This is a genomic window from Neobacillus sp. DY30, from assembly GCF_030123065.1.
Taxonomy (GTDB): Bacteria; Bacillota; Bacilli; order Bacillales; family Cytobacillaceae; genus Neobacillus.
On sequence record NZ_CP126093.1, the window covers coordinates 2,725,573 to 2,747,126 of the forward strand.

The 21,554-nt window shown below is 37.6% G+C and carries 23 protein-coding genes and 1 pseudogene; 19 read left to right on the forward strand and 5 right to left on the reverse strand.

Annotated elements, in window-relative coordinates; all coding sequences use genetic code 11:
- Positions 1 to 130: 130 nt before the first annotated feature.
- Together QNH29_RS13105 and QNH29_RS13110 are read left to right on the forward strand one after the other, a co-directional pair.
- The gene (locus tag QNH29_RS13105; protein ID WP_283865191.1) at positions 131 to 904 is read left to right on the forward strand and encodes an SRPBCC domain-containing protein; all 774 of its coding nucleotides are present in this window, start codon (positions 131 to 133) and stop codon (positions 902 to 904) included.
- Positions 905 to 911: 7 nt separating this feature from the next.
- Positions 912 to 1,346 carry an SRPBCC family protein gene (locus QNH29_RS13110; protein WP_283865192.1) on the forward strand — a complete coding sequence of 145 codons (435 nt, stop codon included), beginning with the start codon at positions 912 to 914 and terminating at the stop codon, positions 1,344 to 1,346.
- A gap of 52 nt (positions 1,347 to 1,398) precedes the next feature.
- On the opposite strand, the gene QNH29_RS13115 is transcribed toward QNH29_RS13110, so the two are convergent.
- Positions 1,399 to 2,709, reverse strand: a complete 1,311-nt coding sequence (locus QNH29_RS13115; protein ID WP_283865628.1) for a TrkH family potassium uptake protein — start codon at positions 2,707 to 2,709, stop codon at positions 1,399 to 1,401.
- Between the two features lie 210 nt (positions 2,710 to 2,919).
- On the opposite strand from QNH29_RS13115, the gene QNH29_RS13120 reads away from it, so the two are divergent.
- From QNH29_RS13120 to QNH29_RS13150, 7 genes are all read left to right on the forward strand, one after another.
- Positions 2,920 to 3,945 (forward strand): threonine aldolase family protein, encoded by a 1,026-nt coding sequence (locus QNH29_RS13120; RefSeq protein ID WP_283865193.1) that lies wholly within the window; start codon positions 2,920 to 2,922, stop codon positions 3,943 to 3,945.
- A 154-nt stretch (positions 3,946 to 4,099) separates the two neighbouring features.
- Positions 4,100 to 4,657, forward strand: coding sequence for a CBO0543 family protein (locus QNH29_RS13125; protein ID WP_283865194.1), 558 nt, complete (start codon positions 4,100 to 4,102; stop codon positions 4,655 to 4,657).
- A 78-nt stretch (positions 4,658 to 4,735) separates the two neighbouring features.
- Positions 4,736 to 5,266, forward strand: a complete 531-nt coding sequence (locus QNH29_RS13130; RefSeq protein ID WP_283865195.1) for a cupin domain-containing protein — start codon at positions 4,736 to 4,738, stop codon at positions 5,264 to 5,266.
- Positions 5,267 to 5,605: 339 nt separating this feature from the next.
- Complete coding sequence (locus QNH29_RS13135) at positions 5,606 to 7,063, forward strand: amino acid permease (protein ID WP_283865196.1); 1,458 nt, start codon at positions 5,606 to 5,608, stop codon at positions 7,061 to 7,063.
- 60 nt (positions 7,064 to 7,123) lie between these two features.
- A complete protein-coding gene (gene pabB / locus QNH29_RS13140; RefSeq protein ID WP_283865629.1) occupies positions 7,124 to 8,866 on the forward strand; it encodes an aminodeoxychorismate synthase component I in 1,743 nt (580 codons plus the stop codon).
- A gap of 178 nt (positions 8,867 to 9,044) precedes the next feature.
- Complete coding sequence (locus QNH29_RS13145; protein ID WP_283865197.1) at positions 9,045 to 9,635, forward strand: hypothetical protein; 591 nt, start codon at positions 9,045 to 9,047, stop codon at positions 9,633 to 9,635.
- A 137-nt stretch (positions 9,636 to 9,772) separates the two neighbouring features.
- Positions 9,773 to 10,072 carry a BC1872 family protein gene (locus tag QNH29_RS13150; protein ID WP_283865198.1) on the forward strand — a complete coding sequence of 100 codons (300 nt, stop codon included), beginning with the start codon at positions 9,773 to 9,775 and terminating at the stop codon, positions 10,070 to 10,072.
- Between the two features lie 64 nt (positions 10,073 to 10,136).
- On the opposite strand, the pseudogene QNH29_RS13155 reads toward QNH29_RS13150, so the two are convergent.
- Both QNH29_RS13155 and QNH29_RS13160 read right to left on the reverse strand, forming a co-directional pair.
- Positions 10,137 to 11,217, reverse strand: a pseudogene (locus QNH29_RS13155) (IS3 family transposase).
- Between the two features lie 83 nt (positions 11,218 to 11,300).
- Positions 11,301 to 11,618 (reverse strand): hypothetical protein, encoded by a 318-nt coding sequence (locus tag QNH29_RS13160; protein ID WP_283865199.1) that lies wholly within the window; start codon positions 11,616 to 11,618, stop codon positions 11,301 to 11,303.
- 205 nt (positions 11,619 to 11,823) lie between these two features.
- Here QNH29_RS13160 and QNH29_RS13165 point away from each other — a divergent pair, with 205 nt between their 5' ends.
- The 3 genes from QNH29_RS13165 to QNH29_RS13175 all read left to right on the forward strand — a co-directional run bounded on the left by QNH29_RS13165 (position 11,824) and on the right by QNH29_RS13175 (position 13,761).
- Positions 11,824 to 12,525: an N-acetylmuramoyl-L-alanine amidase gene (locus QNH29_RS13165; protein ID WP_283865200.1), complete on the forward strand. Its 702-nt coding sequence runs from the start codon at positions 11,824 to 11,826 to the stop codon at positions 12,523 to 12,525.
- Positions 12,526 to 12,873: 348 nt separating this feature from the next.
- Positions 12,874 to 13,089, forward strand: a complete 216-nt coding sequence (locus QNH29_RS13170) for a hypothetical protein (protein WP_283865201.1) — start codon at positions 12,874 to 12,876, stop codon at positions 13,087 to 13,089.
- A gap of 123 nt (positions 13,090 to 13,212) precedes the next feature.
- Positions 13,213 to 13,761: a GNAT family N-acetyltransferase gene (locus QNH29_RS13175; RefSeq protein ID WP_283865202.1), complete on the forward strand. Its 549-nt coding sequence runs from the start codon at positions 13,213 to 13,215 to the stop codon at positions 13,759 to 13,761.
- Between the two features lie 132 nt (positions 13,762 to 13,893).
- Here QNH29_RS13175 and QNH29_RS13180 read toward each other — a convergent pair whose 3' ends face one another.
- Entirely contained in the window at positions 13,894 to 14,049 is a 156-nt protein-coding gene (locus QNH29_RS13180; RefSeq protein WP_283865203.1) for a hypothetical protein, read from the reverse strand.
- 201 nt (positions 14,050 to 14,250) lie between these two features.
- On the opposite strand from QNH29_RS13180, the gene QNH29_RS13185 reads away from it, so the two are divergent.
- The 6 genes from QNH29_RS13185 to QNH29_RS13210 all read left to right on the forward strand — a co-directional run bounded on the left by QNH29_RS13185 (position 14,251) and on the right by QNH29_RS13210 (position 19,872).
- Positions 14,251 to 14,811, forward strand: a complete 561-nt coding sequence (locus tag QNH29_RS13185; RefSeq protein WP_283865204.1) for an AAA family ATPase — start codon at positions 14,251 to 14,253, stop codon at positions 14,809 to 14,811.
- A 37-nt stretch (positions 14,812 to 14,848) separates the two neighbouring features.
- Positions 14,849 to 15,370, forward strand: a complete 522-nt coding sequence (locus tag QNH29_RS13190; protein WP_283865205.1) for a GNAT family N-acetyltransferase — start codon at positions 14,849 to 14,851, stop codon at positions 15,368 to 15,370.
- The gene (locus QNH29_RS13195) at positions 15,367 to 16,497 is read left to right on the forward strand and encodes a D-TA family PLP-dependent enzyme (RefSeq protein WP_283865206.1); all 1,131 of its coding nucleotides are present in this window, start codon (positions 15,367 to 15,369) and stop codon (positions 16,495 to 16,497) included. Before QNH29_RS13190 ends, QNH29_RS13195 begins: the two co-directional genes overlap by 4 nt.
- A complete protein-coding gene (locus tag QNH29_RS13200) occupies positions 16,497 to 17,630 on the forward strand; it encodes an MBL fold metallo-hydrolase (protein WP_283865207.1) in 1,134 nt (377 codons plus the stop codon). Before QNH29_RS13195 ends, QNH29_RS13200 begins: the two co-directional genes overlap by 1 nt.
- A 67-nt stretch (positions 17,631 to 17,697) precedes the next feature.
- Positions 17,698 to 18,153, forward strand: coding sequence for a MarR family winged helix-turn-helix transcriptional regulator (locus QNH29_RS13205; RefSeq protein ID WP_283865208.1), 456 nt, complete (start codon positions 17,698 to 17,700; stop codon positions 18,151 to 18,153).
- 252 nt (positions 18,154 to 18,405) lie between these two features.
- The gene (locus QNH29_RS13210) at positions 18,406 to 19,872 is read left to right on the forward strand and encodes a DHA2 family efflux MFS transporter permease subunit (RefSeq protein ID WP_283865209.1); all 1,467 of its coding nucleotides are present in this window, start codon (positions 18,406 to 18,408) and stop codon (positions 19,870 to 19,872) included.
- Between the two features lie 40 nt (positions 19,873 to 19,912).
- Here QNH29_RS13210 and QNH29_RS13215 read toward each other — a convergent pair whose 3' ends face one another.
- Positions 19,913 to 20,095, reverse strand: coding sequence for a CBS domain-containing protein (locus QNH29_RS13215; protein ID WP_283865210.1), 183 nt, complete (start codon positions 20,093 to 20,095; stop codon positions 19,913 to 19,915).
- A gap of 226 nt (positions 20,096 to 20,321) precedes the next feature.
- On the opposite strand from QNH29_RS13215, the gene QNH29_RS13220 reads away from it, so the two are divergent.
- Positions 20,322 to 21,482, forward strand: coding sequence for a DUF4317 domain-containing protein (locus tag QNH29_RS13220; RefSeq protein ID WP_283865211.1), 1,161 nt, complete (start codon positions 20,322 to 20,324; stop codon positions 21,480 to 21,482).
- Positions 21,483 to 21,554: the final 72 nt, after the last annotated feature.

Genomic DNA, 21,554 nt, shown 5'->3' on the forward strand with positions numbered 1-21,554 from the left:
TTCACAAAAAGAAAAGGATAAGATTTTTTGACTTGACGTAATGAAGAAAAACATGTTACTATTCGGTCACTTGATTTAAATGTGACCATTTGGGCACATGTTTTGTAAATGATACTGAAAGGACGATGTAATGAGTGAGGGGCTCTCTAACGTATTCAAAGCACTAGGGCATCCGATCCGCAGGGAAATTCTCGACATCCTTAAGCAATCTCCTAAAACAACCGGAGAATTAGATGAGTATTTTCCTGAAGTAACTAGGTATGCCATAATGAAACATTTAAAGATTTTAGAAGAAGGAAATTTGGTATTGGTTCGTCGTGAAGGCAAATATAAACGGAACTTTCTTAATGCAGTGCCACTTCAAGAGATGCATAACCGCTGGGTAGGTAAATATATGCAGCCAACGGCCAATTCTCTATTAAAGTTACGTTCGGCAGTAGAACAAATAGGAGGAAAAGAAAAAGTGGGTGAATTTCGTATTGAGCAGGAGTTATTTATAAACGCGTCGCGTGAAGATGTTTTTAAAGCATTAACAGAAAAGGTGGAAGATTGGTGGGAATTTCGAATAGCACCCAAAGGAGACACGTCTCACTTTACATTTGATCCCGTACCAGGAGGGCAATTTATTGAAAAATGGGGTGAAAATGATGGGGCCATATGGGGGAATGTTTACTTTGTAAACGCTCCTGAAGAAATTCGTCTATTCGGACACCTCGGTATGCAAGGTGCTGTGAATAGTGCCTATACCTATCGTCTACAAGAAAAAGAAGGAGGAACTGTCCTTCAACTTTCCCATACGGCTTCAGGAGTAATCCAGAATCAATGGGAACAAGAACACACAAAAGGATGGGAATACCTCCTTGGAACTTTACTTAAAAATTATGTAGAAAATAAAATGGAGTAGCTTGACTATGGTAGATGTAGTTACAGAAATCCTAATTAATCGTCCAATTTCACAAGTATCAACGTATGCTTCGAACCCTGATCATGCACCAGAATGGTATGTAAATATTCATTCAGCCGAGTGGAGATCTCCTAAATCACTTGCGATTGGTTCTCAAATTGCTTTTAAGGCTAAGTTTCTAGGGAGGGAACTTGCCTATGTTTATAAGATTGTAGAGTTTGTTCCGGGAAAGAAGTTAGTAATGAAGACCGCTCAAGGTCCTTTCCCGATGAAAACGATCTATACATGGCACGCCGTTAATGATAACCAAACACGAATGATTTTAAGAAATAAAGGAATACCGACGGGGTTTTCAAAAATAATATCGCCGTTTATGTCTTTCATGATGAAAAAAGCCAACATGAAAGATTTGAAAAAAATTAAAGAAATCCTTGAAAAATAATTTATAAACTTGAAAAAACACACCGTTTAAAATCATAAACGGTGTGTTTTCATTATCCAATTAATATTTTCTCTTCGGCGTATTTTACCTTGGCGTCTTTTCTTGGATTTAATAAAGCAAATGCCATGGTTAATGGCCCAAGTCGTCCTATAAACATCAAGATGGTGATCAATATCCTTCCAAATGGAGAGAGCTCTGGTGTGAAATTTGCTGACAATCCTACGGTTCCAAAGGCAGAAATCGTTTCAAATAAGAGTTTGCTCATATCAGCTTTTTCTGTAAAAGTTAGTAAAAAGAAAATAAGAAAGATAAAAAATATAGCTGCAACGACGATGGACAAAGATTTATTTACCAATTCCCATGAAATTCTTCTTTTAAAAAGGTTCACGTTGTCCCGATTTGTCACGACTGCCCAAAAAGCTAGAATAATAATGGCGAAAGTTGTTACTTTAATTCCACCGCCTGTCGATCCTGAAGAAGCACCAATAAACATCAGTGCCATCATAAAAACAAGAGAAGAAAGATTCATTGCACCAATATCAATCGTATTAAAACCAGCAGTCCTGGTTACGACCCCTTGAAAATAAGAAGCCCAAAGTTTATCTTCAAAAGCTAGGTTTCCAATAGTTGACGAATTGCTATATTCGGAAATCAAGATAATTAGAAACCCAATAATATTTAAAAATAGTGACATTAGTAAGGCAATTTTGGAATGCAGGGATAGTTTCCGTAAAGATTTCTTAGCCCATAGATCAAGGATAACGGTAAACCCGATACCTCCAGTAATGAAAAGAGAAGTGATGGCGATATTTACTGTAGGATCACCAACCCATTTACTTAAACTATCAGGTTCAAGCCCAAAACCCGCATTATTAAATGCGGAAATTGAATGAAAGATTCCATAATAAATGGCTGTCTTAAGCGGCATTTCAAAAGACCATCGAAATGCTAAAACAATAGCCCCCAGCAACTCAACAATAAATGTAATGAAAATGATTCGCTTCACTAAGCTGACAACACCAGCAAGAGAAAACACATTTAAGGAATCTTGAAGCAGTAAGCGCTCCTTTAAGCCAATTTTTTTTCCTAAGATAATGAACATAAATATTCCTGTGGTCATAAACCCCCAGCCGCCAACCTGAATCAAGCTAAGGAGAACAATCTCTCCAAACAAAGTAAAGGTTGTTCCTGTATCGACAACAGCCAAACCGGTTACACAAACGGCCGAGGTTGCTTCAAATAAAGCATCAATAAAGCTTAATCCACGACCCTCTTCATAAGTAGAAAACGGCAGCATAAAAAGGAAAGTTCCCAATAATATTAGTCCACCGAAGCCGAGAACAAGGATTTGAGCAGGGTGCATTTTAATTAAATTTCCTTTTCTTTTATAAATCTCCACTTTGTTAGTCTCCCTTTAATAACCATAATGTAATACTGATATGCGAATAATACCAAAAAGAGTAGCCGATGTGGTAGTACATCCTTTTATTTTTTTACCTTTATTTTGGTAGGCTAAACGAAATCTTGGTATGATATACGGTGGATAGAAAAAGTAAAAAATGGGGGCAATAGAATGTACAGCTTTAAGAACGATTACAGCGAAGGAGCACATCCTAGAATTTTGAATGCTTTACTAGAAACTAACCTAGAACAGAATGACGGATATGGTGAAGACCGGTTTTCAAGAAAAGCAATAGAATTAATAAAGGGAAAACTCGAAACCAATGACGTGGATGTTCACTTTATATCAGGCGGAACACAAACTAATTTAATTGCCATTTCAGCCTTCCTTAGACCACATGAAGCTGCAATTGCGGTTAGCAGCGGACATATTCTCGGGCATGAAACGGGTGCCATCGAGGCAACCGGTCATAAAATACTTTCTGTTGAGGGGAAAGATGGAAAACTTTCACCATCGGATTTGCAGGGAGTCCTTAACGGGCATCCTGATGAACACATGGTGAAGCCGAAATTGGTTTACATATCAAACTCAACAGAGATTGGCTCCATTTATTCTAAGAGCGAGCTTCAGGAATTACGTGATTTTTGCCAGCGCAATCAACTTATCCTGTATATGGATGGGGCAAGGCTTGGTTCGGCTTTGTGTTCAGAGGAGAATGACCTGCGGTTAAGTGATCTTCCTAAGCTGGTGGATGCGTTCTATATTGGCGGGACAAAGAATGGAGCTCTTATTGGTGAGGCATTGGTAATTTGTCGTGATTCCTTGAAGGAAGATTTTCGTTATCATATTAAGCAAAAAGGAGCGCTCCTTGCAAAAGGGAGAGTGCTGGGAATACAGTTTCTAGAACTGTTTCGGGATAATTTGTTCTTTGACTTAGCCGCCCATGCGAATCAGATGGCAGGTAAAATTAGAGACGAGCTCGTAAAAGCTGATATCAAGTTTTTGACCCATTCGCCCTCCAATCAAATCTTTCCGATTCTGCCTAATGCAGCTATCAACGAGCTTCAAAACAGCTATGCTTTTCATGTCTGGGAGAAAGTAAATGCTGATTCCTCTGCAATACGTCTCGTAACATCGTGGGCAACAAAAGAAGAAGAGGTATTTGGCTTTATTGAGGAATTGAAGAGGGTATTATAATAAAAAAAGGGCTGCTTTCTAAGGAAACGCCCTTTTTTAGTATGCAAATTTCATCAAGATAAATTCTTAGGTAATCTACCTAAGAAAAGGGAATAGCCAAAGAAGCTGCCGTGTAAACTAACAAGACATGAAATTGTGATGAGGTGGGTAGTCGATGACTTACCAAGAAGGATTGAAACAAGTAGATAAAGCCACAAAACTTATCAATGAAGCAAACCAGTTAATTGTGGAATCTGTTATGAGTGCCTTTTTATTTACCTGGCCGTGGTGGACTGCATTAGCTATGATTGTTGTTCCTTGGATGATTTGGGGTATAATCAGAAATCGTGAAAGCACCGCGCGTTTATTTTCTGCTGGTTTATTGGTGATGGTATTATCAGAAATCCTTGATACAGTTGGAGTTAGTTTTGGTAAGTGGGCTTATCCTGTCAAAGTAGTTCCTGTGGCGACAATAAATTTTTCATACAGACTTTCTGTTTTACCAGTGTTTGTAATGCTATTGTTGCAATTTAAGCCTAACATTAATCCATATCTAAAAGCAGTTTCTTTTGGAGTTTTAGGTGCATACGTGGGGATACCTGTATTGGCCCAATTTGATTTATACAAGAAAATTGATTGGTCTTATCACTATTCTTTCTTAATTCTAACCTCATTTTATTTACTGGCTCACTGGTTTAGTCACTTAAAAACCTTTGAAAAAATAGAAAAATAATAAGTGTGAAGAGAATTTGCTGCCATTAAGGCAGCTTTATTTACGTTTACGAAAAGATTATATATGGAGGAATTACTCATGCATATTAATAATTTAGAGAATCTAGTTTCGAAGCTTGGTCTTAAACCACATCCTGAGGGTGGTTATTACAGAGAAACCTTTCAGTCTGAAGAACAAATAAGTGAACAAGAATTATCGGTAACGTTCAAGGGAAAACGTAAACTTTATACGAGTATTTATTTTCTGTTAACTTCAGATGATGTTTCCCATTTTCACAGACTTAAATCCGATGAGCTTTGGTATTATCACGGCGGTAGTTCTTTGAGTATTCATATTATTGATGAAAGTGGAGATTATAAAGAAATAAAGTTAGGGATGAATCTTGATGTGGGTGAAGTCCCACAAGTCTTAGTAAAGAAAAATTCAATATTTGGGTCTTCCGTTTCTGAGCAGGATACTTGTTCACTAGTGGGCTGTATGGTTTCCCCGGGATTTGAATTTCAAGACTTTGAACTGTTTACGCAGGAAGAACTGATGAAGATATATCCGCAACATAACGAAATTATTTTGAGGCTAGCTTATGAACAGCTGCCAAATTCGCTGGAATAATGTAAGAGGAGTATTTGTGCTGGTTTTAGAAGTATTTTGATAAATTTATAATCGAGGATTTCTACATAAAAGTACAAATTGGAATCAAAATGACAATTCTAAACATGAATTCACGCATGCAACATCTTCCTTCCCTTATTCATCTGGTTACACTCAGTATAGGTGAGAATTGTTAAGGCACAGTTGTTGAATTGTAAATTTTATGTCAAATATAAGTTTGCTCGTAAATCAATTCTTTTAAAAACAAACCGCCCGGCTAGCAAGATATCCCATAGAATCCTTTTCTAAATGAAGTGAATAATAACGTTAGATTATTTAGAAAATGGGTGAACATGTAAAATGGCTGAAAAAGCAACAAAAACCAAAGGAAAAGGGTTATCAGCATGGCAGCTAACGATGATGGCGTTAGGAAGCGTTATTGGGGGTTCTTTTTTCCTGGGTTCATCAGTGGCAATTAATGCAGCAGGTCCATCAATTTTATTATCGTATGTTTTGGCAGGCGTGCTTGTCTACCTTATCCTTTATGCCTTGTCAGAGATGACGGTAGGTGCTCCAACAGTAGGTTCCTTTAGTACCTTTGCAACAAGGGAGCTTGGTCAAGGGACGGGATTTGTGGTGGGCTGGCTGTATTGGACAGGCACGGTTCTATCAATGTCGAGTGAAGCTACAGCGATTTCCCTATTAGTGCGAAAATGGGTTCCGAATGTATCGATCGCTTGGTTAGGCGGATCAATTATTGTAGCTGTCACGCTGCTCAATTTACTAGGTGCGGATAAAATAGGTAAACTCGCAAGCGGGTTATCTGCGGTTAAGATTTTTGCGATTATCTTTTTTATCCTAACTGCACTAGTTTTGATAGCAGGTTTAATGCCCGGAACTCCAGCCATTGGTGCTGGTGAATTGGCAAGGGAACCAATCATGCCTGGCGGAGTGCAAGGAATTGCCGGAAGTATGCTTTTGGTTGTCTTTGCCTATGCAGGCTTTGAAATCATTGGATTAGCTGCAACGGAGGCTGATAATCCAACGGAAACGATTCCGAAAGCAATTCGCTATACCGTCTTTTCATTGGTTGGTTTATATATCCTGTATGCAGCAGTCCTACTGCCGCTCATTCCTACAGCGGAACTTAGTGAGAATGTCAGTCCAATGGTAGCTTCACTAAATAGATGGGGAATAGGATGGGCAGGTACTGCGCTAAATTTGGTATTGATATCAGCCATTCTCTCTGCCATGCTGGCATGTATTTTTGGATTAGGAAGAATGATCCGCTCTCTTTCAGATGAAGGTCATGCACCAAATTGGCTAAAGGACAAAAGAGATGTTCCCTATAAAGGAATCCTATTTTCTGGTCTTTCCATGCTGATTGGATTGTTTTTCGGTCTGTTATTTCCGAGAGCCTATCTAGTTTTAATAACATCAGGCGGATTCGCACTAATCTTTACATATGCCGTCATTATGGCGAGTCATATCCGCTTTCGTAAAAGGGAAGGATGTCCGCCTGGTGGAATCTGCCAAATGCCAGGTTTCCCGCTAACATCTTGGATCGCATTAATAAGCTTAATTATCATTTTGTTATGTATGCCTTTTATTCCAGGACAGACAGCTGGTCTTGTTACGGGCATCAGTATGGTAGTCATTTTCTCCCTCATTTATTTTGTTATGAACTACGGGAAACGTACAACTGCAAATAAAACAGCCCAGAAAGATGTATCACCTAGTCAACTCCGGCCTCACTACGCAACAGAGTTTTCCAGGGAATTAGCCGAAAGAGTTGACGAACGAAACAAGGATAAATAAACTAAAAGAGGTTTCTTTTCTTAAAAAAAATCAGAAAACTTAAGGGTGAAAGCAAAGATTATGGTACAAAAAGAACCTCTTTTAGCATTTGAATTTGCCGATTCAAACGGAAAAATAAACCCGCTAACGTTTCAACATCCTGTCAGCGTGATTGCGGCATACAAGGTAGAAGATGTGATACCGTGCTTTGAGCTTGTTCAAGAAGCTGTCGAAAAAGGGTATTACGCTGCAGGATATTTATCATACGAAAGTGCTCCTGCATTTGATTCAGCCTTTAAGGTCCAGAGCGGGGGTTCTTTACCTTTGCTCTGGTTTGGTATTTTCTCAAAACCCGATTATAAACAAATTAGCAGTGATGGAGAATTTTCAGTAACTGAATGGAAACCAACGATACCGATAGAGGAGTATAATCAAGCGATATCCTCTATAAAAAAATCGATCCAGTTGGGAGATACATACCAAACGAATTATACGATCCGCCTCCACTCACAATTTAGAGGTGATGGTCTAGCTTTTTATACTAGGTTAAAAAAGGCACAAAGCTCCAATTATTGTGCATACTTACATACAGGTGAACATAGTATTTTGTCTGCTTCACCGGAGTTGTTTTTTCACTTGGATAATGGAAAAATTACCACTCGGCCCATGAAAGGGACGGTTAAAAGAGGTTTGTCATTTGAAGAGGATGCTGCAAACGCAAACTGGCTGCTTCAATCAGAGAAAAATCGTGCGGAGAACCTTATGATTGTCGATTTGCTGCGAAATGACCTCGGAATGGTTGCCGAACCAGGGACAGTTGCAGTGGAGAGATTATTTGAAATTGAACAATACCCAACGGTTCATCAAATGACCTCTACGATTTCTGCAAAGGTATCAAAAACCACCACCTTAGTTGATATCTTCAAAGCTATTTTTCCATGCGGTTCGATTACAGGGGCACCAAAGGTTAGCACGATGAACATTATTGCTGACCTAGAAAATGAACCACGTGAGGTCTACTGCGGAGCGATAGGCTATATTACACCTGATAAGGAAGCGATTTTTAATGTACCAATCAGAACAGTGCTGCTTGACCATTCAACTGGCCATGCCGTTTATGGTGTAGGCGGAGGAATTACATGGGATTCCACATCGCAAGGGGAATACCATGAGGTTCTAGCAAAAGCAAAACTGTTGGAGGAAAAACCTGCGGAATTTCAATTGCTAGAGAGTTTGTTATTAGAAGATGGGACTTATTTTTTGCTCGAGGAACACCTTACACGCCTAGAGAATTCAGCTCTGTATTTTGGGTTTCCGTGTGAAATTGATAGAATAAAAAGATCTTTAGACGAGTTTGGAGATAAAAATCGTAACGGACTGAAGAAGGTTCGATTGCTATTGGCCAAAGAGGGAGAATGGACGATAGAAGACCAGCCTATCAATCAGCAGGATTCAGTATTGAAGGTCGTTCTAGCGGACGGGCCAGTCGATAAAACGATTCCATTTCTATACCATAAAACAACGAATCGTGAAATTTATGATAAGTTCCAAATCCAGAAGCCGGCAGAAGCTTTTGATGTCCTGCTTTGGAATCAAGACGGAGAATTAACCGAATTTACAAATGGCAATGTTGTACTAGAAATTGATGGGATACGATGGACTCCACCAATAAGCAGCGGATTACTAGCTGGAACTTTTCGTGACAGATTAATCCGTAGTGGAGAAATACGCGAAAAAACACTCACACATGCTGATTTGGAAAAAGCAACCAAAGTCTGGTTCATTAATAGTGTTCGAACATGGAAAGAAGTTAATATAGTTTAAGTCATGTTAAAATCAGCGGAATCACCTATCCTACAGGAAAGGTGATTCTTTTTTGTTATATACAAGTACAGTTTCCTAAAAGTTAAGAATATCTTAAGGATTCTATAAAACTTTTCTTAAGTTTTAATTTGTATAGTAAAACCAGAGAAGTTTTCTTGAGTAACTTTTAAGGAGGCTAATGATGATAGAAAAACAGGTGTACCTTCTATTAACAAATACAAGTTCTTTCCTAACAAAAATGATAAGGCTATATACGAAAAAACCATATAATCATGCATCTATCGCTTTTGATGGACAGTTATCAGAGGTATATAGTTTTGGTCGGAAAACTGCCCGAAACCCATTCATCGGGGGATTTGTGAAGGAAGATGTGAAGGCTGGTTTATTTAAACAAGCAGACTGTATGATTTACTCCATTACAGTAACAGAGGATCAAATTCAAAAAATGAAACACTATTTAAGAGAATTTGAAGCACAGAAGAAAGATTATCGCTACAATTTTTTAGGTCTATTTGGCGTTATGTTTAATAAACCGATAAAAAGACAAAATGCCTTCTTTTGCTCTCAATTTGTTGCTTTTCTATTTAAGGAATCAAACATCATCGATTTTGATAAGCCGCTGCCACTAATAACACCTCATGATTTGCAAACTGCATCACAATTTCAATTTCTGTATGAGGGTAAGCTAAAAGATTACCCACGAGTAGATAAAGTTAATAAAGTTATTCTCCCTTTTGATTTTGTATCAATTCGAAGATTCCCGGTGTAAAAGAAATAGCTTGGTCACATGAAGCCTAAAAAAGTTTTCAAGTTAGAGTCTTTTTTGTCGACACAATATTGAAATAAATAGTTATGTTGAAAAGTGTTAAAATAAAGTAATCCAGAGTATAAAGAGGTTTGAAAGATATGAACAAAACAGAGGTAATAGCACGCAGAATACTAGGTTGGAAATTAAATCGGTGGGAAAGATGGTATGACGCAGAAAAAGAAATCTACATTTATGACTTTAACCCAGAGGCAAACCTTGAACATGCACTTTTAATCGTTGAAAGATTAAAAATTTTCGGCTATACATATTCAGAAATAGGAGAATATGAGGTTTGCTTTAATGATGTTTGCGAAAACGGTAATTCGTTAGCACAAGCGATTACCAATGCAGCATTTTCTCTTGCCGATAATAGTACCATTGATGAAGGTTGGTTATAAATAACTGCTAAAAAGAACACCTCTACACATGAAGTGACCCCGTAAAGTTAGACAGGTTATTTCGTTAGGCAGCTTGTTGGGCCTGAACTCGGTACTGTACTGGGCTCAGGCCTTTTAATTTTGCCTTAATTCGTTTGTGATTGTAGTAATCTATATATTTTTCTAGTTCTTGTTTGAAATGGTCGACACTTTCAAATTCTTTTAGATACAGAAATTCTGATTTCAAAATCCCGAAGAAATTTTCTATAACGGCGTTGTCGTAACAGTTTCCTTTACGGGACATACTTTGCGTAATACCTCGCTCGTTTAGGGAATGTTGGTATTTTTTCATCTGGTAGTGCCAACCTTGATCTGAATGAATAAGTAGTTTATTGCCGTCGGTTAACCGTTCAAAGGCTTGATATAACATCGTTGAGACAAGTGAATAGGTCGGTCTTGATCCAATTGTATATGTAATAATTTCTCCATTATATAGGTCCAATAAATGGATTGAATCAATTCCTTCAGCTCTGCATCTGTATCAGGACGCCCCATGTTTTTCACCCAATAATAATACGTACTACGGGGGATATCTGCGAGTTGTAAAAGTGCTTTCACCGGAAATTCATGCCTTAATTCAAAGACTACTTGCGCTTTGTCTTTTTTGGTGATTTTTCCTTGTTTTGAACTAAGGCATTCAACTTTTTTAAATATGCATTCTCCATACGTAAACGTTCTAATTCCATTTGGAGTGCTTCCATTGACCCTTCCGCTGGTACTTGTTTATTGGATGTTTTTTGATTCTCATTTTTCATAGATGGACGTCCCTCTTTCTTTATTTGTAGGGCATCCAATCCTTCTGATTCATAAGCGATTTTCCATTTTAAAAGTGTTGAAGGTGATGGAATATTAAAGATCGCTGCTGTTTCCCTGATAGACGTCCCTTGCTCGTTCATATAATTGAGTACGTCTAGTTTATACTGTTGAGGATAGGATGTATACCGTTTTTCAAAGGCATCTTCACCAAAAAGATTATATTGTTTGATCCACTGAAGGAGTACACTATGATCTACACCGATTGAACGAGCAATTGTTTTCACTCCATCATTACCATTTAGATATTCTTTTACTGATTGTATTTTTTGCTCTGTCGAAAATTTCGCCATTAAAAAATGCACCTCGAATTGTTAGAGTGTGTCTAACAATTCGGGTGCACTTCACACATTGGAGGTGTTCTTTAGCATATTTATTAACTTTTTATTGGTTCGTGCTTAAATCCACTCTGGGTGGCATAGACATCATACCATTCGTATTGTGGAGATTTAAACCATTCGTACTTTGGCAAGTAGACTAAGTATCTCGTGTTACCATCGGCGTCTAGGATTGACTTGAATATCGTTACATTGCCAAATCCAAAAGTCTTGTCCAAATATCCTTCCATTCCGTCTCTGATGATATTTTTTCTGTAATCCTTTTCTTTCTTATGTAACTCGCGCACCCCAACCATAAAAATACTTAACAACACCAACGTAATAAGGATTAAAACGAAAATAAATAACTTTAACACTACAAAGCCCTCCTCTAATTATTAAAGATTCAGTATAATTTTACATTCGTTAGAAAATGGAAGGTGTGATAAAAATAACAGGGGATAAAGTGCAGATATTAAATTTTTTCTAATGGGATTCTTTTGACCATGTCCATCATCAATTCATATCCATATATAAAGGGTGAACGGCAGGGAAACTTTTTTCAAAATAGGAGGGAACTTTATGTTAAAAATATCTCATGCAGCAGGACATGCACGTATCACGCCAGGAAAGCAGTCACCCGATGGATATAAAGAATGGCAGTTTACGAGTGAGATTGTTAAGCTGGTGATGAAGGAATTAGAAACGTATGAAGGAGTAAGTCAAAAACGAATAGATGATCTCACTGGGGAAAGTGATGTTCCACTAAACAAACGCTGCGAATTAATAAATACCTGGGGAGCCGATGTCCATATCGACTACCATCTCAATGCCTATGGATCTGGATGGAACAACGCTGGAGGCACCGAAACATATATTTATACCACATGGCCAAAAGAAGCTGCTGCCCTTGCCGAAAAAATACAAACCAACTTAGTGAGAGAACTAGGATTTAGAAATCGTGGAGTTAAAGGTGCTAATTTTCAAATGTTAAGAGAAACCCACATGACATCAATATTAATCGAATTCGCCTTTATGACGAACCATAGTGAAGCAATGAAAATGAGAACAAAGGAGTATCAGAATAAAGCAGCGAAAGCAGTCGTTGAGGGACTTGCGGTTCAGTATGGACTGAAAAAGAAACTATCTGCAAATTCAACTTCCGATGGGCTTTATCGTGTACAAGTCGGGGCATTTACAGATATCAAACGTGCAAAGAGCTTAGTAGAAGAGTTAAAAGCAAAAGGTTATTCCGCGATACTTATAAAGAGCAGTCATAATTGAGAATTTCTTACATCTCTTATATAGAGGTGTATTTTTTATGCTCTGTTAAAACTGAATGTTGATTTCACTGTGTTTGGAAATAAGCGGAGAATTTCCGTTTATCTTGGGAAATACCCATATTTCCTTAAAAATAGGCGGAGTTTTTCCGCTTATTGAATCTAAATCTTTGGGATTTTATCTTTTTTAAAGCAGTTAACCGGAATATCTCCGCTTATATCTGCATCTTAAGCTACCTCTATATACATTAGCCGGAAATTCTCCGCCTATTAATTCTCAGCACTACACGAAAATCAACAATGAATCATAACAGAGCCTATGAACATAAAAATAAATGCTTCCATAGTTGAATTGAAAAGAGTTATGCCGTGGAAGTTCAATATAAAGGGAAACGAAGATATTGAAAATGTTAATTTTAATATTCATCCTCATTATGAAACTGGTCTGCCTCACCATGGTTTTGAGCTATTAAATCCAACTTCAGAAATAGGGAAAAAAGCAAAAAATGAGTATGTACAAGCCTTGAAAAATGCGCTCAAGCCTCAAACTGAATCAGTAAGTATCTAAAATAAAACAAGTGCAATGGATAGATTATGGTCCATTGCACTTTTCTTTTTACAGTCTACCCATTAAATATTAGAATAAATGAAGAGATTCATCAGTTTATTTTTACACTAGGAGGATACTTTTTTGCTTGTTAATTCACAAGAATTTACCATCAACGGTCTACGATATATTATCAGGTCTGCCATGGAGAAGGACGCGAAAAGCTTGTCGGAAGTCCGAGTGCAGATTGATGGTGAAACAGAGAATATGGATAGGGAACAAGGCGAGGCATACATAGATGAATCAGGTTTTAGAGACATTATAAAAGAGGACACAGAACAGGTTAACAACCTATTTTTGGTGGCTGAAGTGAATGGTAAAATAGTAGGTTTCTGCCGATGTGAGGGGAACCAATTAAAGCGCTCTTCTCATAAGGTAGAATTTGGGGTGTGTATATTGAAAGACTACTGGGGCTATGGAATAGGAAAGAAGTTTCTAGAAGAATCGATCCAGTGGGCAGACACAAATGAAATAAAGAAAATTAATTTGAATGTTTTAGAGACAAATGAGAATGCGATAAGGTTATATCAAAAATATGGCTTTGAAGTCGAAGGGATTTTAAAAAATGATAAATTGCTATCCGATGGAAAATACTATAATACGATTTTAATGGGTAGATTTAATGACTCGTAAAGTTGGTGTTCTATCATACTTTTTCATCGAGACCAACTCAGTATTTTGTGCCCACCCAAATGAAGAAAATAAAAAAATGCGATGCTAAAGTATAGGCATCGCTTTTATAAATTCTTTAACCACTATGTAACTTTAACTAGGGTCGTTTTCATCTAATGTCAATACGGTTACATTTGTCGACTCACCGTTCTCAATTTCTTCCTGAGTAGCATCTTGGTTTAGTATATCCTCTGTATTAATGCCCTCTGCAAGAGTGGGTTCCCCTTTTGAATAGTTATCTTTTTTCATAACTGTCACCTCTGCCGATTTATTTGTGTTAGATAAACACTAGAGTTATTTTCTGCAAAAAGGGAAAAGGCATACTTAGTAATGGAGAATAATGAAGCAACCTATATGGTTTGTGTTTTTTTACAGTGTCATAAAAAGAAGGGATTTTATTTTATATAGAGAATAACTATCTTCATACTTTATGGAACGCAGGAGGCCAATATGAAATTTGTTTTGATATTTGGTCCACAGGCTGTAGGAAAAATGACTGTTGGGCAAGAATTAGCCAAAATTACGGGTTTAAAGCTTTTTCATAATCATATGACTATTGAACTGGTTACGCCTATTTTTGATTTCGGTACGAAGGAAGGACAAAGATTAGTAACCATGTTTCGGCAGGAGATATTCGAGGCCGTTGCAAAAAGTGATTTAGAAGGATTAATTTTTACATATGTATGGGCCTTTGACCATCCATCTGATTGGGAATATATAAAAAATGTCTGTCAGATATTCGAATCTAGAGGCGCTGATGTTTACTTTGTTGAACTTGAAGCAGATCTAAATGAGAGACTTGAGAGAAATAAAAGTCCTCACCGTCTAGAGCATAAACCGACTAAAAGAAATATTGAATGGTCTGAAAATAATCTAAAGAAGTCGATGGAAAAATACCGGTTGAATTCACTAGAAGGCGAAATTACAAAACCAGAATATATCAGAATTAATAATACAAACAGAAGTGCAGAAGAAGTAGCGAAAGTAATAAAAGAGAAATTTCAATTATAAATATCATTAAATTGAGATTTTAGAAAAGGAGACCATCATGAACACAAATTTCTTCAAGTTAACCGAACCAACCCAATACGATGTTGACGCATTTAACCGCTGGGAAAACAATCCGGAGTTAATACCGTTTACACGGCCTAACCTAAACCAAGCAGCATTGGAACGACATGACACTATGACACTGGATGAATTAAAACAAAGACTGGAATACCACCAAACGTACCTGATTTATCTTGATAACCAGTTGGTTGGTGAAATGAACTTTATGATTGATCCTGATCACCTTTACAAGAAAGAAACAGGAACTGCTTGGATTGGTATAACCATTGGAGAACCTGCAGGCAGGGGAAAAGGAATTGGATATCAGGCGATTCAATATTTAGAAGAAGAAATTAAGAAAGCAGGATTAACTCGTGTGGAGCTTGGCGTGTTCGAGTTTAACACACAGGCAAGGAAGCTATATGAAAAGCTAGGATACAAGGAAATCGGGCGCATCGAAAATTTTACATACTGGGCAGACAAAATGTGGTTTGATATACGAATGGAAAAATATTTATGAAGATAAAGGATGCAGGCAGCATGACCAATATTCAAACATTAGACACACCAACATTACTATTAGATCATCAAAAACTGTTAACCAATATAAAGGATATTGCTAATTTTGCAAAACAACAGGGTGTTTCTTACCGTCCCCATATTAAAACACACAAATCCGTCAAAATAGCTCAAATGCAAGTGGAAGCAGGAGCAGTGGGAGTAACAACGGCTAAAATTAGTGAAGCAGAAGTAATGGCCGCTGGGGGAATTAAGGACATACTAATTGCCTACCCCATTTCAAATCCAGAAAAAATTAATAGATTAATAAAACTCTTACAAAAAGGGGTTCAACTGAAGGCAGCTGTAGACAATCCTGAATCATTGCGTTATTTACAAAGTGGATTAGAGCATACTCCTTATACATTAGAAGTATGGATAAAAGTCAATTCTGGACTCAATCGATGTGGAGTGGAACCTGGGGAAGAAGCCGTTCTTTTAGCAAAGGCCATTAAGAATCATTCCAAACTTAAACTTGGTGGGATTTTTACACATGCTGGTCATTCGTATGCAGCAAAATCCTATGAAGAAATCCAAAACATTGGTCTACAGGAAGGTTATGCAGTAGTAAAAAGTGCCATACTATGTGAGCTAGCTGGTATTCCGATACCAGTTCGAAGTGTTGGTTCTACCCCAACCTACAAGATTGCAGGAAAAGTACCTGGCATTACAGAAATTAGACCTGGAAATGCAGTGTTCTTTGACGCCATTCAAGTAGGTCTCGGTGTAACAAACATCGAGAACTGTGCCGTAACACTTCTAGCATCTGTGGTGGGTGTCTATAATGATCGCATTGTTTTCGATACAGGCAGTAAATGCTTATGCTTAGACAAGGGTGCACATGGCAATCAAACAGTAAGCGGATTTGGTAAGATCATCGGGCATCCTGAAGTGATGATTGAGCGCTTATCGGAAGAGCATGGTGTAGGAATTTTTGTGAATGGTACCAATTTAAAGTTAAATGATAAAGTACAAATCATTCCAAACCATGCCTGTACCGTCGTTAATCAGTTTGAAGACTATACCCTGCATGAAAACGGACGTGTAATCGACGTATGGAAAGTAGACGCTAGAGGAATGGTTAAATAATGATATATCTAATGACAATAGTAGGGGTTTTGGCGATTGTAATAATACTTTTTATTACTTTACACCCGGCTTTTGGGGGCAGCGATAGTAAGCAGGAACGTGAGCGGTATCATAATTTCGGCCATTATAATGGGAGATTTGCCAATCAAAGTCCTACCGACATGAAAATGGGTGTATCTACGATTCTCTCTTTAATGAAAGACTCCTTAACAGGAAAAAAGGATCGCAGTCCCACTAACTCTATTCCGATTTCTATCGATTGGGATAAGATTAACAGTACCGAAGACAGCTTAACGTGGTTTGGTCACTCAACGATGCTTCTCACATTGGACAAAATGAAAATCCTGATTGATCCGATGTTTGGACCTTCTCCATCACCCGTCTCGTTTGTGGGAAGTAAGCGTTACAGTGAAGATCTCTTATATGTGCTTGAAAAATTACCGCAAATTGACCTAGTGTTAATTACACATGATCATTATGATCATCTAGACTACCCATCCATTATCAGGTTAAAAAATAAAGTAAATCATTTCATTGTTCCGCTTGGGGTGGCTGCACATTTAAAGAGGTGGGGAATTAACGGAAACCGAATAACAGAATGTAATTGGTGGGATGAGGTCAAGTGGGAAAGTTTAACGGTTGCATCCGTTCCGTCACAGCATTTTTCCGGCAGGGGATTGTTCAATCGAAATAGTACCTTATGGAACGGCTGGGTCATTCTTGGAGGAAAACAAAGAATTTATACGAGTGGGGATGGCGGCTATGGACCCCATTTTAAACGTATTGGTGAAAAATATGGTCCTTTTGACCTTACTTTAATGGAAGGCGGCCAATATGATCAACGGTGGTCAGCGATCCATATGCAGCCAGAAGAATCCGTTCAAGCCCATCTTGATGTAAAAGGTAAAGATATGATGCTGATTCACTGGGGAGCTTTTACATTAGCGTATCATACCTGGACAGATCCAATAGATCGAGCTATACGTGCAGCTGAAGAAAAGGAAGTAACTTTAATTGCACCAAATTTAGGGGAAACGGTTGTCTTAAATGGCAGCTTCTTAAGACCTGGTTACTGGTGGAAAGAGCTCAATACGAATAAAGCTCCTGAAATAGAATCATCAACACCACTATAGTTGTGCCTCACTAATGTCAACCAAATTGACATCCGTTTTTGGATTTTGTATAGTAGGGGTGTAAGTTATGATTGGAGTGAATCAGTTGATCCCAACCTCTGAATTACAAAATTTAGATCTGATTGACCTGTTGAGCGAACGTCATAGTTTGGTCCGAAGAATCTCTGAGAAAGCATGGAACAGCCAAAGTGAGATTCATATTTCTAATTCCGAATGGTATATCATGGCTAGGATTTATAAAAAACAGCCTACCATTTCGTATATCACAAAAAATGTAGAAATTTCTCGTCAAGCTATACATAAATTTATCAATAAGCTTGCTGAAAAAGGATTAGTTGAAGTTAATAATGTTGAAAATAATAAGAAAGAAAAGTGTATTCGATTAACAGCTTTAGGAGAAGTGTGTTACGAGAAAAACGAAGCACTAAAAGCCCAACTTGAACATAAAATCGCCGAAAAAATAGGTGATGAGCAAGTAAAAATTCTTAAAAATCTATTAAAGTTAGATTGGGACATTAAATAAGAAAGCATTGAACCCTCGATTTTGAAAATCGGGGGTTTTTTTATATTCCCTTAAATAATTTAATTACCACGTGCGGAATAGATAACCAAATCTCCAATATTAAACATTTGATCACTCCTACAATATCGTCAACTAAGTTGATCATAACGCGAAAAATATTTTTTGTCAACCAAGTTGACATTATCGAAAAATTTTTGGTATATTGAACAGGTTCATTTTTTAGAGGTCAAATTTATTAATAAGGAGAGTAATATGAGTACACAAATTCAAGTTAAAAATCCTAAGACGATGGCATTTATCTTAATGTTAGGTGCTTTTGCCGGATTATTTGGTGAAACAGCATTAAACATGGCATTATCAAATATTATGGAGCAATTTTCTGTTCCTGCTGCAACGGCACAATGGTTGACCACAGGATATTTATTAGTATTAGCGATATTAGTACCAGTTTCAGCATTATTAATGAAATGGTTTACGACAAGACAATTGGTAATGGGAGGAATGACGATATCTCTGGCAGGGGCAATATTAGCAGCGTTAAACTTCAACTTTAGTATTCTATTATTAGGACGAGTTGTTCAAGCGGTCGGAACAGGTCTGTTATTACCGGTCATGCTGAGTGTTATGCTGATTATTTTCCCCATTCAGAAGCGCGGAGTCGTTATGGGGCTTATGGGTCTTGTTATTACTCTAGCACCTGCCTTAGGACCAACACTTTCGGGGGTCATCATTAGTACGTTGAGCTGGCCATATATTTTTTGGTTTAGTTCTATTGCTTATGTGTTATTGATCTTGGTTGCAATGGCGAAAATTGAGAATGTTTCTGAAATGACAAAACCTAAAATCGATATTTCCTCTATCCTATTATCAACCATTGGTTTTGGAGGATTAATTTTTGCATTAAGTACGATGGCGGAAGTGGCTATTTCCTCACCTAGAGTGTGGGCACCTTTACTTGTCGGTGTTCTCGCGCTGATATTATTTGTTATTCGTCAAAATAATATGGCACAGCCTATGGTTAATTTACGTGTTTTTAAATATCCAATGTTTACCTTAGGAACATTGACGATGTTCCTTGGTATCTTGATTATTTTATCAACGGGTATTTTATTACCTATGTATTTAAAAGGCGCCTTATTATATAGTGCTGCGATGGCAGGGTTATTATTACTTCCTGGTAACGCCGTCAATTTTATTCTGTCACCTATTGTAGGAGCTCTATTCGATAAAGTTGGAGCACGTCGTTTCACCATTTCTGGCTTTATTTTAGTAGTGATGGGGAATATCGTTTTTCTTGCCACACTCTCTAGCCAAACTCCGGCATGGCAAGTTGTAGTAGCGTTTATGATTTTATTCTTTGGGTTAACGATGGTTATGATGCCGGCCCAAACTAATGCAATGAATCAATTACCACGTGAGTTATATGCCGATGGATCAGCGGCTATGAATACATTAAACCAAGTTGCAGGTGCTGCAGGTACTGCAATTGCCATCACATTATTTACAAGTGGACAAAACAGTTTTGTAATGGATTTCCCTAATGCCACTCAGCCTGAAATTTTAGCTGCTGGGATTAAACATGCATTCTACTTTATTACAGGAATTTCCGTCATTGGCTTAATATGTTCTTTCTTTGTTAAAAAACCAAGTCCAGTTCCCGAAAAAGCTGCAGCTGCGGTGAAAACAGCAGAACCAGTACGTAATTTGTATCTTTCATGAACACTAAAAAACCATTCGAAGAGTTTTCGAATAGTTTCTTTTATTTTGAGGAAATTATTTTTTTAGAAATATTAGAAATGATTTCTCCTCTGCTGAGTACACCAATGACACGACCCGCACCATTAACTACCGGTAGTTTTTTAAAGTGATGTCTCGCTAATAAACGGAGGGTCTTATCAAACTCTTCATCAGGCGATACGAAGAGAAGATTTCTTTTTGTCATGATATCTTTTACGAGTGTATCCAGCTTTTCTTGGAGAACCTCCTCAATTTCTCCATCTTCGATAATATAAACAAGACCAGCAATGCCAAGAGGTAAAACGCTGTTCTCTAATAAAAAAATATGTGATTTTGCGACCTAAGCTGGCAACTCCATATAAAAAGGAGGAATTGTCAAGTATTACTATTTTTCTTTTGGAACAGTATAATCAGGGATGGGAGTTGAGAATATGAATTCAAAAGATATCGCAAATATCCGGAAGCAATTTAAGTTAAACAACAATCTCATGCAAATACGAGAGATTTTAAATGTGTATGTTCAGAAAGAATCAGGTGAAATCTACCATTCCGTCATTTCACCCTTTGAAATGTTAGACCAAGAGTCTCAAGAATTATTCTTAATGAATTTCAAAAAGGTTTTAACGGGACAACTCGATGCAAAACTATTTGAACTGAAATTTAAACGGGATGTGGAAGACAGTACCCAAATCATCCTTTTTGACGGTTTACAGGCAGCAACCACCGATGATTGGATTGACCATATGCATCAAATCGTCGGAAAGATGTTCGCACATACGGTTTATGAATTTGATACTGTGGTAACATTTATACGAGGTGAGTATAGAAAAGCGACCAAGAAACGAGATCAAGAATCAGAAGAAGGCGGGGATGATGAAGTTTATTCCAACGAATTTATCCTCTGCAGCCTGAATAAGACGGATCAGCCGAAACGGGCCTTGGTGTTCGATTATGTTGAAAGAGAATTTAGATCAAGTAATGCCTTTGATCCTATCATTAATTTAGCTTCTCCGATGACTGGATTTTTGTTTCCTGCTTTCAATGACAATGCGGCCGATGTGAACCATATTCTTTATTGTGCAGGTAAAGCGAATCAGCCAGATGAGACATTTATGGAAGAGGTACTGAATTGCGAGGAAATTATTACCGCATTAGAAGAAAAGGACAGCTTCGAAATCATCCTTAATAAAGTAATTGGTGACAAAGTAGAATCCCAGGTCATTTCGAATGTCTATGAGGAAATTGACAGGGTGGTCCAGGAGAGCAAAGAAAATGAAGAAAGTGAAGCTCCGATGTTGGATTCCCGGGATATCGAACGCATTTTAACGGTCAGCGGTGTTGAAAATGTAAATACTGCAAAAGTGGAGCATGCTTTCAAAGCCATCTTGGATGATGAAAAACATGAACTGAAAGCAAGCAGTTTACTTCCTAAGACTATAAAAATTGAAACAAAGGTAGCGAATTTATCACTAAGCCCGAAAGAATTGAAATATGTAAAATATATAATGTTCCAAGGAAAACGGTGCCTGATGTTGGAAATAGATGATGATGTAGTTGTCGAAGGATTTACATTAGAGTCTGAAATAATGTAAAGGGGTTATGCAAATACTGCTTGATTCTATAAATGCAAGTTGGTTCTCTAGTAATAGAAGAGGACCAACTTT